General features: G+C 53.9%; 15 protein-coding genes. 9 read left to right on the forward strand and 6 right to left on the reverse strand.

Going from position 1 to position 15,226, the window contains the following annotated elements; genetic code table 11:
* Positions 1-123 precede the first annotated feature (123 nt).
* From rhaB to rhaM, 4 genes are read left to right on the forward strand one after another with little or no spacing between them, the layout of a single operon-like run.
* Positions 124-1,596, forward strand: coding sequence for a rhamnulokinase (gene rhaB / locus ACFQW4_RS09705; protein ID WP_377725031.1), 1,473 nt, complete (start codon positions 124-126; stop codon positions 1,594-1,596).
* The gene (locus ACFQW4_RS09710; RefSeq protein ID WP_377725033.1) at positions 1,589-2,845 is read left to right on the forward strand and encodes an L-rhamnose isomerase; all 1,257 of its coding nucleotides are present in this window, start codon (positions 1,589-1,591) and stop codon (positions 2,843-2,845) included. Before rhaB ends, ACFQW4_RS09710 begins: the two co-directional genes overlap by 8 nt.
* Positions 2,846-2,855: 10 nt before the next feature.
* Positions 2,856-3,698, forward strand: a complete 843-nt coding sequence (rhaD, locus tag ACFQW4_RS09715; protein WP_101764343.1) for a rhamnulose-1-phosphate aldolase — start codon at positions 2,856-2,858, stop codon at positions 3,696-3,698.
* Positions 3,688-4,002 carry an L-rhamnose mutarotase gene (gene rhaM / locus ACFQW4_RS09720; RefSeq protein ID WP_008108878.1) on the forward strand — a complete coding sequence of 105 codons (315 nt, stop codon included), beginning with the start codon at positions 3,688-3,690 and terminating at the stop codon, positions 4,000-4,002. The genes rhaD and rhaM overlap by 11 nt, the downstream gene beginning before the upstream one ends.
* Before the next feature lie 67 nt (positions 4,003-4,069).
* Here the strand turns inward: rhaM and ACFQW4_RS09725 are convergent, their stop codons facing one another.
* Positions 4,070-4,723 carry a TetR/AcrR family transcriptional regulator gene (locus tag ACFQW4_RS09725; protein ID WP_377725362.1) on the reverse strand — a complete coding sequence of 218 codons (654 nt, stop codon included), beginning with the start codon at positions 4,721-4,723 and terminating at the stop codon, positions 4,070-4,072.
* Positions 4,724-5,018: 295 nt separating this feature from the next.
* Between ACFQW4_RS09725 and ACFQW4_RS09730 the strand changes: the two genes are divergently transcribed.
* Positions 5,019-5,276, forward strand: coding sequence for a YdgH/BhsA/McbA-like domain containing protein (locus ACFQW4_RS09730; protein ID WP_101764345.1), 258 nt, complete (start codon positions 5,019-5,021; stop codon positions 5,274-5,276).
* 82 nt (positions 5,277-5,358) lie between these two features.
* On the opposite strand, the gene ACFQW4_RS09735 is transcribed toward ACFQW4_RS09730, so the two are convergent.
* The 3 genes from ACFQW4_RS09735 to ACFQW4_RS09745 form a co-directional block, all read right to left on the reverse strand.
* A complete protein-coding gene (locus tag ACFQW4_RS09735) occupies positions 5,359-6,543 on the reverse strand; it encodes a sugar transporter (RefSeq protein WP_377725036.1) in 1,185 nt (394 codons plus the stop codon).
* A 364-nt stretch (positions 6,544-6,907) separates the two neighbouring features.
* Positions 6,908-7,165 (reverse strand): hypothetical protein, encoded by a 258-nt coding sequence (locus ACFQW4_RS09740; protein ID WP_101764347.1) that lies wholly within the window; start codon positions 7,163-7,165, stop codon positions 6,908-6,910.
* A 168-nt stretch (positions 7,166-7,333) separates the two neighbouring features.
* Positions 7,334-8,590, reverse strand: a complete 1,257-nt coding sequence (locus tag ACFQW4_RS09745) for an MFS transporter (protein WP_277974893.1) — start codon at positions 8,588-8,590, stop codon at positions 7,334-7,336.
* Between the two features lie 94 nt (positions 8,591-8,684).
* Here ACFQW4_RS09745 and ACFQW4_RS09750 point away from each other — a divergent pair, with 94 nt between their 5' ends.
* The 4 genes from ACFQW4_RS09750 to ACFQW4_RS09765 all read left to right on the forward strand — a co-directional run bounded on the left by ACFQW4_RS09750 (position 8,685) and on the right by ACFQW4_RS09765 (position 13,292).
* Positions 8,685-9,581, forward strand: a complete 897-nt coding sequence (locus ACFQW4_RS09750; protein ID WP_377725039.1) for a LysR substrate-binding domain-containing protein — start codon at positions 8,685-8,687, stop codon at positions 9,579-9,581.
* Between the two features lie 134 nt (positions 9,582-9,715).
* Positions 9,716-10,933, forward strand: coding sequence for an ROK family protein (locus ACFQW4_RS09755; RefSeq protein WP_101764350.1), 1,218 nt, complete (start codon positions 9,716-9,718; stop codon positions 10,931-10,933).
* Positions 10,934-11,038: 105 nt separating this feature from the next.
* Complete coding sequence (gene bioD / locus ACFQW4_RS09760; RefSeq protein WP_377725364.1) at positions 11,039-11,740, forward strand: dethiobiotin synthase; 702 nt, start codon at positions 11,039-11,041, stop codon at positions 11,738-11,740.
* 178 nt (positions 11,741-11,918) lie between these two features.
* A complete protein-coding gene (locus tag ACFQW4_RS09765) occupies positions 11,919-13,292 on the forward strand; it encodes a nucleobase:cation symporter-2 family protein (protein WP_377725041.1) in 1,374 nt (457 codons plus the stop codon).
* 144 nt (positions 13,293-13,436) lie between these two features.
* Here ACFQW4_RS09765 and osmV read toward each other — a convergent pair whose 3' ends face one another.
* Both osmV and osmW read right to left on the reverse strand, forming a co-directional pair.
* Complete coding sequence (osmV, locus tag ACFQW4_RS09770) at positions 13,437-14,573, reverse strand: osmoprotectant ABC transporter ATP-binding protein OsmV (RefSeq protein ID WP_101764353.1); 1,137 nt, start codon at positions 14,571-14,573, stop codon at positions 13,437-13,439.
* Entirely contained in the window at positions 14,573-15,220 is a 648-nt protein-coding gene (gene osmW, locus ACFQW4_RS09775; protein WP_064738719.1) for an osmoprotectant ABC transporter permease OsmW, read from the reverse strand. The genes osmV and osmW overlap by 1 nt, the downstream gene beginning before the upstream one ends.
* Between the last annotated feature and the right edge of the window lie 6 nt (positions 15,221-15,226).

Raw genomic sequence — 15,226 nt, forward strand, 5'->3', positions numbered from 1 at the left:
TGAGCTTTCTCACGAACTTCTTTGTCAGCCTGCCAGTGACTATTACGCACTGGCAGTAAGGGGAAGGTGGCAAAAAGCGGAGATTTCTAATCTGTAGTCATCTCATTACAGGAAGAACACGCCATGAGTATGCGTAACATTGTTGCCATTGATTTAGGCGCATCCAGCGGGCGCGTGATGCTCGCACAATGGAGTTCAGCGAATCAGCAGATCAGCCTGCGCGAAGTGCGTCGCTTCACCAATCAGCGTGTGCGCCGTGCAGATTATGATTGTTGGGATTTGGATCGCCTGGAGCAAGAGATTCGTTTAGGGCTGGCCCAGCTTGATGATGAAGGCATTGTGCCGGACAGCATTGGCATCGATACCTGGGGCGTTGATTTGGTGCTGCTGGATGCCAACGGTGAACGCGTCGGCGAGGCGGTAAGTTATCGCGATAAGCGCACAGAAGGGCACATGGCTCAGGCCATTAACGATCTCGGCAAAGGTGCAATCTATCAGCGCACCGGCATTCAATTCTTGCCGTTCAACACCCTTTATCAACTGCACGCACTGCATCAGCAGCAGCCAGATTGGCAGGAAAAAGTGCAGTATGCGCTGATGATTCCTGACTATCTGCACTATCGCCTTACCGGCCAGATGAACTGGGAATACACCAACGCCACCACCACACAACTGCTCAATATTCACAGCGGCGAATGGGACAGCGATTTGCTTGCTTGGGCTGGCGTGCCAGCTAAGTGGTTCGGCAAACCAACATCGCCAGGTAACACTGTCGGTTACTGGACCAGCGCCAGCGGCAATCACATTCCGGTGATCGCGGTTGCGACTCACGATACGGCGAGCGCGGTTTTGGCCACCCCGTTAATGCAGGATGATGCCGCTTATCTCAGCTCGGGAACCTGGTCATTGATGGGGATTGAGAGCTTGCAGCCTTGTGTCAGCACGGCGGCGCTCAATGCCAACGTAACCAATGAAGGTGGAGCAGAAGGCTACCGCGTTCTGAAAAACATTATGGGTTTGTGGCTGCTGCAACGTGTCTGCACTGAGCTGCAAATTACCGATCTCTGTTCGCTGATCAAAGAAGCCGCAAAAGAGCCCGCCTGTCGTGCGCTGGTTAACCCCAATCATAGTCGTTTTATCAATCCAGACAGCATGGTTCAGGAGATTCAAAACGCCTGCGCCGAACAGAACATGCCCGTACCGCAGACGCCGGCTGCGCTGGCTCGCACCATCTTCGACAGTCTGGCCTTACTCTATCGCCAGGTTATTGGCGAACTCGGCACACTGCGCGCGGCACCGCTGCGTCAACTGCATGTGGTGGGCGGCGGCAGTCAGAACCCGCTGTTAAATCAATTGTGTGCCGATGCCTGCCAGCTGCCGGTATTGGCGGGGCCGATTGAAGCCTCGACGCTCGGCAACGTCGGCTGCCAGCTCATTGCTTTGGGCGAACTGCGTGACGTCAGCGATTTACGCCGCTGCATTAGCCAAAACTTCCCGTTAGAAAAATTTGAACCGTTGAACAACAGCGCCTTCGCTGCCCATCAGGCACGCTTTACCGCGCTCAGCCAACCTGCTAAGGAACTTGCATATGACTAAGCTGATTGAACAGGCCTTCGAACTGGCCAAACAACGTTACGCCGCCATCGGTGTGGATGTGGAACAGGTAATGGCGCAGCTGGATGGCATTCCGGTCTCGATGCACTGCTGGCAAGGTGATGACGTGCGCGGCTTCGAAAATCCGAACGGTGAACTGACCGGCGGTATTCAGGCTACCGGCAACTATCCGGGACGTGCACGTAATGCTGATGAGCTGCGCTCTGATGTTGAAAAAGCGATGTCACTCATTCCGGGTGCTAAACGCCTCAACCTGCATGCGATTTATCTGGAGAGCGATAAGCCGGTCGAACGTGATGCGATTGAACCGAAACACTTCAGCAACTGGGTGGAATGGGCCAAAACGCACAAGCTGGGCCTCGATTTTAATCCAAGCTGTTTCTCCCATCCGCTGAGCGCCGATGGTTTTACGTTGTCACACGCCGACAAAGGGATTCGTCAGTTCTGGATCGATCACTGCAAGGCCAGCCGTCGTATCTCTGCACACTTTGGTGAGCAACTGGGTACCGCATCCGTCATGAATATCTGGGTGCCGGACGGAATGAAAGATCTCACCGTCGATCGTTTAGGACCGCGTCAACGCCTGGCGAGTGCGCTTGATGAAGTGATCAGTGAAAAACTCAATCCCGCGCACCACATCGATGCGGTAGAGAGCAAACTGTTTGGCATTGGCGCAGAAAGCTACACCGTGGGTTCCAATGAATTCTGCCTGGGGTATGCCAGCAGCCGCCAGACCGCGCTGACTCTGGACGCCGGCCACTTCCATCCAACCGAAGTGATTTCCGACAAAATTTCCACGGCCATGCTCTATGTGCCGCGCCTGCTGCTGCACGTAAGTCGTCCGGTGCGCTGGGACAGCGATCACGTGGTGATTCTCGACGATGAAACCCAAGCCATCGCTACCGAGATCGCGCGCCACAAATTGTTCGACAAGGTGCACATCGGTCTCGACTTCTTCGATGCGTCAATCAACCGCATCGCGGCGTGGGTAATTGGGACACGCAATGCCAAAAAAGCGCTGCTGCGTGCTCTGCTGGAACCTACCGACCAGTTACGCAAGCTGGAGAGCGAAGGGGATTACACCGGCCGCCTGGCGATGATGGAAGAACAAAAATCGTTGCCGTGGCAAGCGGTGTGGGAAGCCTGGTGTCTGCGCCACGATGTCCCTGCTGATGCTAGCTGGCTGAGCGAAGTCCGTCATTATGAACAACAAACACTGCGTCAACGTTGAGGGACAAACCATGCAAAATATTCTCTCTTCCGCTTTTGTTCAGGGAATGGTTAAAGCGACCAGCGACATGTGGTTGAAGGGCTGGGATGAACGTAACGGCGGCAACGTCAGCTTACGTTTACTGCCGGAAGAAGTTAAAGATTTCGCCGGTGATTTCTATGCCGAGCCGCGCTGTATTGAGCTAACCAAACCTGCTCCAGCACTGGCCAATGATTGGTTCCTGGTCACCGGGTCGGGTAAGTTTTTCCGTAACGTTCAGCTCGACCCGGCCGACTGTCTGGCGCTGCTTCAGGTGGATGACAAAGGCTTGTCATACAAAATCCATTGGGGTTTGAGTAACGGCGGCCTGCCAACATCAGAGTTGGCAGCCCACTTCCAGTCGCACAGCGTGCGCAAGCAGGTCTCAAACGGCATTGATCGCGTCATCATGCATTGCCACGCCACCAACTTTATGGCGCTGAGCTATGTGGTAAATCTGGATTCCGCACGATTCACACGCCTGTTGTGGGAAGGCAGCACCGAATGTCTGGTGGTGTTCCCGGATGGCGTAGGTATTCTGCCATGGATGGTTCCCGGTACCGATGGAATTGGTCAGGCAACGGCAGACGCAATGGCAAATCACAGCATTGTGATGTGGCCGTTCCACGGCATCTTTGGCGCGGGTCCAAACCTCGACGAGACTTTCGGCCTGATCGATACGGCGGAGAAATCCTCCGAAGTGGTGGTAAAAGCGCTGTCAATGGGCGGTATTCGTCAAAGCATCACTACTGAGCAGCTGATCGCGCTGGGTGAACGCTTCAACGTTAAGCCGTGGCAAGCCGCGCTGCAGGCGGAGCGCAGCGATGTTGCGTAAAGCCTTTGTGATGCAGGTGCATGCACACTGTCACGATGAGTATCTGCGCCGTCATACGCCAATTTGGCCGGAGCTAGCTGAGACGCTAAAAGCGCATGGCGCGCACAATTACGCTATCTGGCTGGATGCTGAACGCAATCTGCTGTTTGCCAGCGTGGAAATTGAGTCTGAAGCGCGCTGGGAAGCAGTGGCAAAAACGGAAGTGTGTCAGCGCTGGTGGGCATCGATGAAGGATTTAATGCCATCGAATCCGGATAACAGTCCGGTGAGTGCAGCGTTGAAACCGATGTTTTTCCTGCCTTAACGCGCGCTCGCCTAAGTATTCGTACGGAGGCAATAATTTTAGGCCGACACGGAAGTCGGCCTGAATTTTATTTGGTGCTCAATTCACAATATCCCGCCAGAGCGGGCCAGATTGCCATCTGCGTATCCACGATCTGGTCAAGGTCCTCACGGTTAGCGCCTTCACGCGCACGCACCGACATTCCCTGCAGTAAACACGCCAGGTAGCGGGCTAACCTTGTACTATTGGCACATTGCGGTAACTCGCCGCGCTGCTGCCGGGTATCAAGAAATGCTTTTAACGCTGATTCCTGCGCGTGATGCTGTTGAGCCAGCATTTGCGCCACTTCTTCTGAGCCGGAAGAGAGCGCGCTCGAGGTACAAATGAAGAAACAACCAGCAGGCCTATCACATGCGGTGAAGCATGCGGCGGTTGCGCGAAAATAGGCTTCAATGGCCGTTTTCACGTCTAAAGCATCATCATTTAGCACGGCGTTGCGTTGTGCGCTGAACGTTTCAATGTATCGCTGCATCGCCGCACGGAATAACCCTTCTTTATTTTCAAACTCAGCATAAAGGGTTGGGGCCTTAGCGCCGGTAGCGTTAACCAAATCGGACAGCGAAGTGCCTTCATAGCCATGCGCCCAGAACAACATCAATGCCTTGTCCAGGGCATAGTTGCGATCAAACACTTTCGGACGGCCGCGCGTTTTCCTGTTCACCACATCGATAACTTCTGTCATTGGGCACCTCAAAGCGTAGAAATACCCCATTAAATTACCGATCATTAAATAAATATGCAAGCGCAGCCGGGAATGAGTCTATTCGTCTTTGCCCGTTTGTGCTTTTTGCTTGCGAAAGCACCCAAATGGATAAGTCAAAAAGGGCTGGGAAGCCCATAATCACGCCACTTCAGATTAAAATAATGATCGTTAATAAAATGATTAACGCGCGGGTCCATTCGGCAGTAGCATTTAATTAACGGTTGTTAACTTAATCGCGACCGACCCCAATTCACCCGTTTAAGAGAGCAAAATTATGAAAAGCATCAAACTGACTTTGGCCGCTGTAGCATTGTCTTCAATCGCGTTTGGTAGCATGGCTGCAGACTTAGTAAACGAAGCGCCGTTGAATCAACAACAGATTGGTGTGGTTAGCGCATCAGGTAGCACTAACCTGACATCGCTGGAGAATCAGCTAGCGGAAAAGGCCAGTGCTGCCGGAGCAAAGTCATTCCGCATCACTTCGACCTCTGGCAACAACAAGCTAAATGGCACAGCAGTAATTTATAACTAAGAGAATTGAGCGGAGGGCAATTAAGCATCCCGCAGGAAGTGAATAAAAGGCTTCAGAAGATAACCTTCTGAAGCCTTTTTTCTTATCCGTTAGAACGCAGCTGAGGATAGCGGCGGAAGATAGCGATACACCAGAACAGTGCGGCGAGGCCAATAATGCCGCCGACGTTACCAACATCCGACATTTGCATATGCAAACTGACCTGATTACCCAGCAGCGCACCCGCGCCGATACCGATGTTGTAGATACCCGAGAACAGCGACATCGCGACGTCGGTGGCATCCGGTGCCAACGCCAAAACGCGCACCTGCATCGCCAGACCAATCATCATCATTGCCATGCCCCAAATGATGCACAGCACGGTGATTGCAGCGGGACGTACAGCAGCAAACACCAGCAAGCCCATGCTTAGCGTGATCATCGCAATCGCGGCGATCAGCATCGCAGAAGGGAATCTATTGCCCAGCGTACTAAACAGCACGCTGCCGAGAATGCCCGCTGATCCAAACAGCAGTAACAGCAGCGTGGTGAAATTATTATCGGCATTAGCCACCACCTGCATAAACGGTTCGATGTAGCTGTAAGCGGTGTAATGCGCCGTCACCACCACGGTAACCAGAACGTACATTGCCACCAGCGCCGGACGGCGGAATAGCATCGGAACGCTGCTCAGTGAACCCGTGTGCTCGCTCGGCAGACGCGGCAGTATGCGCATCAGCAAAATCAGCAATACCAAAGCAGACAAGCCGATCATGCCAAAAGTAGTGCGCCAGCCAAGATATTGACCGACGATACGCCCAATCGGCACGCCCAGCACCATCGCCAGCGCGGTACCGGTTGCCAGCATACTCAACGCCTGAGTTTTCTTGCCTGCAGGCGCCACGCGAATGGCCAGCGAAGCGGTAATTGACCAGAACACGGCGTGCGCTAAGGCAATACCGATGCGCGAGATAACCAGTGAGGTGAAATCCCATGCCAAAGACGAGAGCACATGGCTGGCAACAAACACAATGAACAACACCGCCAACAGCAGGCGACGCTCAATATTGCGCGTTAACAGCATCAACGGCAGTGACAATAGCGCGACAACCCACGCGTAGATGGTCAGCATAATGCCAACATCGGCAGTCTTCATGTCATAGCTGGCGGCGATATCCGACAGCAGACCGACAGGCACGAATTCTGTGGTGTTAAAGACAAAAGCAGCAATAGCCAGCAGTACAACGCGTAGCCAGGCCGTTTTACGGGAAACAGTAGTAGATTGCATGGAGTTCAAATCAGTCAGACGGCAAATGAAAGGGCAAAAAGCACCCCAGAAAGTGACCGGAGTCACAAATTGCCGCTATTGTGGAGCATTAATGAGCGGAGGGAAACCGTTTGTCGGGCTTTTATTACTGAATATTTTTTATCAAGAGTGGCGTAATTAATAGCCTTACGTTTTTACGCTTTCTGTCATCAATATGAGCGCGAACAAGATCAAAAACGGGGAGATAGAGGCGACTGGACCTGACGCCACTTTGAGCGCCTTAAGGTCCAGTTATTATTACACTTAAATTTATAGTTATTATTAAACGCCGCAGTGCTGCTTAACAAAAGAGTTAAGTCTGCTGACCACTCTCACATCATGATTATCAGAGTCGCACCATGTGTTTTAGTGCCACACTATTTTGAGTCGTCATGTTTTTTTTTAACCCCACCGGACAGCAGTGCTCGCAGCCCAGCGCGCTGGCATAAAATTTACGCGCTTGCTGAATGGCGGCATTTGGCGTGTAGAAAGTCCCAAGAAAACGGCGTGCCTCATCGGCGGGTAGGTATGGGCATCCCGTTGCGTGTACTACATGGTTGTCGTTATAGCCGGCATGCTTATCGACGTAATAATAGAGTCCCATCTATCGTCCTCATTGCTGTGAAATAATAAAAGTCTAACTATTGTTGGAATGGAATGAATTATAGCGACGAATGGCCGTTTTGTTTTATCTGGGACTGTGAGATCACCGGATGGCGTGGACTTGATGAGAGAACGGGGCGCATTAGCCCCGTTTAACAGATGAAAGGTATTACAGTTTCCGGCACTGCAATCGCCAGCCGACCAACAAAGCCATTAATAATAGCAAGCTAATGAATGCCGTAACGCCCATCCAGCCATAGCTGTGCCAGAACACGCCGCCCAATGTACCCGCGACGCTGGATCCGACGTAATAGCTAAACAGATAGAGTGACGATGCCTGGCCTTTAGCCCGACGCGCACGCGGGCCAATCCAGCCGCTGGCAACGGAGTGCGCCGCAAAGAATCCGGCGGTGAACAACATCATGCCGGGTAAAATCAGCCACAGTGAGTTAAACGCCGTCAGCAGCAATCCCGTCAGCATAATCGCAGTTGCGCCAATCATCACCGGACCGCGTCCAAAGCGGCTGGTCATCGCGCCGGCTTTCGGTGAACTCCAGGAGCCGGTCAGATAGACCACCGACAACAATCCCACCACCGCCTGGCTCAGCGACCAGGGCGCACTCAGCAGGCGATAGCCGATGTAATTGAACAGCGTGACGAACGCGCCCATCAGCAGGAAGCCTTCAGCGAACAGCAGCGGTAATCCTTTGTCGCGCCAGTGCAAACGGAAGTTGATCAGCAAACTACGCGGACGCAGCGAGGCTGGACGGAAATGACGCGACGCAGGCAGGATTTTCCAAAACATCAGCGCGCCCGCCAACGCGAAACAGCCAATCACGCCCACCGCAACGCGCCACGAGAAGAAATCAGTCAATACGCCCGTCAACAGGCGTCCGCTCATGCCGCCAATCGAGTTACCGCTGATGTACAGCCCCATGGAAAAGGCGATAACGCGTGGATGAATCTCTTCACTCAGATAGGTCATGCCAACCGCCGCAACCCCGCTCAGCGATAAGCCAATCAGCGCGCGCATCAGCAAAATCCCCTGCCAGCTGCTCATGGTGGCGGAAATCAAGGTACAGATAGCCGCGAGCAACAGCGCGGTAACCATCACCGATTTACGCCCAATCGCATCTGACAGCGGCCCGGTAAACAGCAATCCCAATGCCATTAAGCCGGTCGATAGCGAGAGAGAAATACTGCTTTGCGCTGGAGAAACACCAAACTGTTGCGATAACACCGGCAAAATGGGCTGTACGCAATACAGCAGGGCGAAAGTGGCAAGACCGGCAGAGAACAGCGCCAGCGTCACGCGCATAAACTGCGGCGATCCACGTTCAATCCATTCTGAAGGGGCTGCAGCTGGAGCAGGCTTTACGGACAACTCGTCTTCATCGAGTATCACCGCCTGAGAAGAGCGACTCACGGAACATCCTCGTTTGAACAATCATGCCGTTACTGTAGGAAAGGGCGAATAGGTTGTACAATATATTAATAATCTCAAATGAGACGTTTAAAATATGAATGTTGAGTTGCGTCATTTACGCTATTTCATTGCCGTCGCGGAGGAGTTGCATTTTGGCCGCGCCGCGCAGCGCCTGAATATTTCGCAACCGCCACTAAGCCAGCAGATTCAGCAGCTGGAGCAGGAAATTGGCGCGCAGCTGTTTACCCGCACCAATCGCAGCGTACAGATCACGCCCGCCGGCGCGCTGTTTTTGCAGGATGCGCGTGCCATTTTGTTACAGGTGGAGCAGGCCACCCGCCGCGCCGCACGCGTGCATAGCGGGCAGGAGGGCGAGTTGCGCATCGGCTTTACTTCCTCAGCGCCGTTTACCGGTCTGGTTTCTGACGCGCTGTACCAATTCCGCCAGCGTTGGCCAGAAGTGCACATTCAGATGCAGGAGAACAATACGCGGCAGCAGCTTGCGCCACTTCATGACGATCGGCTCGACCTCGGTGTGATGCGCAATACGCCACTGCCCAGCGATCTGCAACACCGCGTGCTACTGCGTGAGCCGCTATGCGCGGTAGTGCATTGGGCGCATCCGCTGGCCGATGCAGAGTCGATTTCCATTCAGGCATTAGCCAACGAGCCGTTTGTATTTTTCGATCCGCAAGGCGGCACCGCGTTGTACGGTGAAATCCTGGCGCTGCTGCATCGCTATCAAATCAAACCTTTTATTACGCAGGAAGTGGGCGAGGCGATGACCATTCTTGGTCTGGTGGCGACCGGACTCGGCGTGTCGATTCTGCCGGCGTCATTCAGCCGTGCACGTCTGGCCGATGTGGTGTGGATCCCTTTGCAGGAGAGCGACGCGATTTCTGAAGTTTGGCTGGTCTGGTCAGCGACGCGAGAACCGACGGCGCAAATGACCAATATGATGTCGCTGATGCTGCAAAATGCAGAGAATTGAGTCCGCAGTGGAATGAGGGCCCAAACTTTATGTGCGATAAATCACATTTCTAATCAAATATTTGACGCTGCTGGTCAATCTGCATCACCATAGCTGCTGTTTATTTAGAAGCGCGAAAATAATGGGAGCTGGGCGTGAATCTGTACAGTCAACCTGGTCATATTGATCAGATAAAACAGACCAACGCAGGTGTGGTTTACCGACTGATTGACCTTTACGGCCCGATTTCGCGTATTGAGCTTTCTAAACGTGCCCAGTTAGCACCCGCCAGCATTACCAAAATCGTGCGTGAAATGCTCGATGCCCATCTGGTTCAGGAAACTGAATTTCAGGAGCCGGGCAGTCGCGGTCGTCCCGCGATTGGTTTGATCCTCGATACGCTCGCCTGGCACTATCTCGCCGTTCGCATTCAGCCCGGATTCATTACGCTGACGCTGCGCGATCTCAGCAGCCGCGCGCTGCAGGAAGATCGCCTGCCGCTGCACGCCAGCGCCGACAAACCACTGCTACAAACCTTGCACGAGACAGTGAATGACTTCTTTATTCGCCACCAAAGCAAGCTGGAGCGTTTGACCGCCATCGCCATTACCTTGCCAGGATTGATCAACGCCGCTTCTGGCGTGGTCCATCGCATGCCGGGTTATGACGTGCAGGATATGCCGCTGGGAGAAACGCTGGCGCAGCGCACCGGTCTGCCGGTGTTCGTGCAGCATGATATTTCCGCCTGGACGTTAGCCGAAGCGCTGTTTGGCGCATCCAGTGGCGCGCAACATGTGATTCAGATTGTGATTGATGAAACCGTCGGCGCGGGCGTGATCAGCGGCGGACAATTGCTGCACAAAAATGGTCGTACGCTGGTGGAAATTGGTCATACGCAAATCGATCCTTACGGCCAGCAGTGTTATTGCGGCAATAATGGCTGTCTGGAAACCGTCGCCAGCATCGGAAGCTTGCTTAATCTCACCGCCCAGCGTTTGCCGTCGCAGCCGGACAGTGTATTGCATCAGACGCCGTTGACGATTGAGAGCTTATGCGCAGCCGCGCAGCAGGGCGATCGCCTGGCGCGTGATGTGATTGCGGGCGTCGGACACCATATTGGCCGTATGCTGGCGATGATGGTAAACATCTTTAATCCTCAACAAATCCTTATCGGTTCGCCGCTGAATCAGGCCGCCGATGTGCTGTTCCCTGCGGTGAGCAGTACCATTCGACAACAAGCCTTGCCCGCATATAGCAGTGAAATCCAGCTCACACCAACGGCTTTCAGCGATCCCGGCACCTTTGGCGGCGCCGCACTGATAAAAGACGCGCTCTATAGCGGCCATTTATTGGTAAAACTGTTGCAGGGATAATTACAGCTCACCTTAAGTTTGTCCTAACGCAATCTGCCCGTGAAAACATTTCCTTAAACTGCCTCCTTCGCACGTTACACATCGCTTTAATGAAGGAGGAGAATGGTGAAAACGCTTTTTGTCACCGGTACCGACACCGCGGTGGGTAAAACCGTGGTATCACGCGCATTATTGCAGTGCTTTGCCAAGGCGAATCTGTGCGCCGCAGGCTTCAAACCTGTCGCCAAAAGCGCGCAACTCACATCTGAAGGCTTATGTAATAAAGATGCCCTGTTATTACAGCAGGCTTCAGGTCTCGCTCTCGATTATTCCGCCGTCAATCCTATCGCCTTACAAGAGGATGAAATCAGCACCAGCGCGTCGCAGCGTATAGATTATCCGTTGCTCAGCCGCAGTCTAAACGATTTGCAGCAGCGCGCCGCGCGCGTGGTGGTAGAAGGCACCGGCGGCTGGCGCAGTTTAATGAACGACTTACAGCCTTTGTCCCACTGGGTGCGGCAGGAACATTTACCCATTGTGTTGGTAGTCGGCATTAAAGAAGGTTGCATCAGCCACGCTTTACTGACCGCCGAGGCGATTGCGCAGGATGGATTGCGACTCGTGGGTTGGGTAGCCAACCGTATTAATCCCGGTCTGGCGCATTACGCTGAAATTATTGATGTTTTGAGAGAAAAGCTAGGCGCACCTTTACTAGGCGAGTTGCCTTATCTGCCGCGCGCAGAACAGCGGGAACTGAGTGGTTATCTGGATATTTCACTGCTCGATGAAAATTTTACGCACGACAACAGTGCAAAGCCTGCGGCTTGATGAAACAAAAAGCCGCAAATGATCAATGGCTGAATCTAAGATTTCAGATTCAGCCCTCCTCTTTACTGAATTAATTGCCATAATATTCAATATCTTACTTACAAATTTTAATAAACCCCTTGTTCTGGCGTGATTCATGCATCAGCAGCTCTGATGAATATCTTGCCGGAGCACCTGTATGTCGCAATCAGATGAGAAAGGTTTGTTGTATGGGCTGAATGACCGCATCGGTCCATTGCCTGCATTTTGTGCCGCACTGCAACATGTGTTGGCCAGCGTAGTGGGCATCATTACGCCGCCGCTGATTATTGGTTCCGTGTTGGGATTACAGGCATGGATCCCTTATCTGATCAGCATGTCGCTGCTCGTTTCCGGTCTCGGTACTTTCCTGCAGGCGCGCCGCTTTATGGGCATTGGCGCAGGCATGATCTGCCTGCAGGGCACCAGCTTTGCCTTTCTCGGGGTGATTCTGTCGGGCGGATTGATGGTCAAAGCGCGCGGCGGATCGCCAGAAGAGGTCATGGCGATGATCTTTGGTTGCAACCTGGTGGCGGCGATGATTCCGATGTTGATCAGCCGCTGCATCTCGCCATTACGCAAAGTGTTGACGCCGGTGGTTACCGGCACCGTTATTACCTTAATTGGTATCAGCCTGATTAAAGTCAGCATCACCGATTGGGCTGGCGGCCATAACGCCAACGATTTTGGCGCGCCCGGCAATCTGGCGCTCGGTGCCTTGACGCTGCTGGTGATTATCGTACTTAACCGTTCGCAAAATCGCTGGACGCGGCTGGTTGCGGTGGTGGCCGGCATTGCTGCGGGCTGTATCGCCGCAGCGTTAACCGGCCATCTCACCCTTAAGCCAATGGGTGATACGCCGTGGCTGGTAATGCCGGCGCTGTTCCGTTTTGGTTTTGCCTTTGACTGGACCATCTTCATTCCCATCGCGCTGGTATCGGTGATAGCCGTGATTGAAGCGGTGGGCGACCTCACGGCGAACTGCATGTTGTCGCAGCAGCCGATTGAAGGCGAAGCGTTTGAGCGCCGCATGCAGGGCGGTATTTTCGCCGATGGCATCAGCTGCTTGCTCGCCGCCGTGTTCTCTGCCTTTCCCAACACCACTTTTGCGCAAAATAATGGCGTCATCCAAATGACCGGCGTTGCCAGCCGTTATGTTGGCATGGTGATCGGCGTAATGCTGGTGCTGCTCGGTATGTTCCCGGCGATTGGCTATATGCTGCAGCAGATTCCACCGCCGGTACTGGGCGGCGCGACCATCGTGATGTTTGGTAGCGTGGTGGCGGCCGGCATCCGCGTGATGACGCAAACGCCGCTTGGCCGTCGCGAGATGCTGATTGTTGCCGTGTCTTTTGGTATCGGTTTGGGTGTCGAAGCGGTACCTGAAGTGCTGAAACAGTTCCCGACACTGATCAGCAACCTGTTTGGTCACGCGGTGACTACTGGCGGGATACTGGCGATTATTTTGAATGTCGTGCTGCCTTCAGAGCGCAGCGAAGCAGTGGCGGCAAAAACGGCTGAGGAGTCGCGTTAACAAAGCGCACGGAGTCAAATAGCCGAGGGGCATATGGCAGAGGAGTAAAGCATCCCGCGCCAGGGAAGGCGCGGGCTGAGCCTCAGGGATGATTTATGGCGACTTTACGATCTGCCATATGCCCCTCGGCGACTGCTTAGGGTTTTACGGATTCAACCGACGGCGCGTACGTCCAGAACTGAGATAATCGGCAATGTAATCCTGCGATATCTCGCCGCTATAACGACCTTCCTCATCGACGATCGGCATCCACACCGTGTTGTGCTCATACAGCTTCGACAGCACCACGCGTAGGTTTTCTTCCGCTTTGCCGGTCACTTTAAAGGTATGCAGCATCTCTTCGCAGCGGCCAGTGGCGCCGCGCGCTTCACGCCGCTTCACAAATCCCAGTGGCTTGCCATCTTCATCAACTACCGTCACCGAACGCATATCGTTATCGTCCATGGTGGCGAAGGCCTCCTGCAGTGGCGTATTACGCTGCACGGTGATGGTGGGCTGCTGATCGGTGACATCGCCGGCCTGCACCAGCAACAAACGTTTCAGCGTACGGTCCTGACCGACAAAGGAGCCAACAAAGTCGTTCGCCGGTTTGGCTAACAGCTCATCCGGGCTGGCGCACTGCACAATTTTCCCCTGACCAAACACCGCAATGCGGTCGCCGAGCTTCAGCGCTTCATCAATATCATGGCTAACCAGCATCACGGTCTTCTTTAACTGGCGCTGCATCTCAAGGAATTCGTTCTGAATCACTTCACGGTTGATTGGGTCGACCGCACCGAAAGGTTCATCCATCAGCAATACCGGTGGATCCGCAGCCAGCGCGCGAATCACGCCAATACGCTGCTGCTGACCGCCGGACATTTCGCGCGGATAGCGATGCAGGAACTTGGTCGGATCGAGCGCCACCATGCTCATCAATTCCGTGGCGCGTTCGCGGCAGCGCTTCTTATCCCAACCCAACATGCGCGGCACCACGGTAATGTTCTCCTCGATGGTCATATTCGGGAACAGACCAATCTGCTGGATGACATAGCCAATATTGCGGCGCAGGGTGACGGTATCTTGTCCGCTGGTGTCTTCACCGTTGATCAAAATCCTGCCGCTTGAGGAGGGAATCAAACGGTTAATCATCTTAAGGGTGGTGGTTTTGCCACAACCCGATGGGCCGAGCAGCACGCACATTTCCCCGGCAGGCACTTCAAGGCTGACGTTGTCCACGGCATTGAGTGATGTGCCGTTCTTTTGAGTAAAGGTTTTCGTCAGGTTTTCCAGTTTTATCATTATCGAATCCCCTTAGGAGTCAGCGCCGACTGCAAACGGTGCAGCAGCCAATCAAGCACAATCGCGAGCAAACAAATCATCAAGGCACCGGCAATCAACATGCGCACATCGCTGCCGCTGATCCCGTCGAGCAGTTGCAGGCCCAAACCGCCCGCACCAATCACGGCGGCAATCGCCATCACGCCGACGTTCATCACCACCGCTGTACGAATACCGCCAAAAATCACCGGCAGCGCCATCGGAATTTCTACCCAGCGCAGACGCTGCCAGAAGGTCATGCCAATCCCGCGACCGGCTTCACGCAGTCCGGGAGACAAATTCTCCAGCGCGGTGTGGGTGTTACGCACAATCGGCAGCAGCGAGTAGAGGAACACGGCGGTGATAGCGGGAAGGGCGCCGATGCCCTGACCGATCATAGAAAACAATGGAATCATCAAACCAAACAACGCGATGGTGGGAATGGTTAACACAATAGTGGCGATGCCGAGCACCGGCGTGGCCAGCCACTTAAAGCGCACAATCAAAATGCCCAGCGGTACGCCAACGATGATGGCGAAACCGACCGCCACCAGTACCAGCCACGTGTGTTGCCAGGTGAGCGTCATCAAGGTGTGCCAGTTATTCATGATGTAATGCAAGGTATCCACAGCGCC

Source organism: Pantoea sp. GCM10028869 (genome assembly GCF_042666835.1).
GTDB lineage: Bacteria > Pseudomonadota > Gammaproteobacteria > Enterobacterales > Enterobacteriaceae > Pantoea > Pantoea leporis.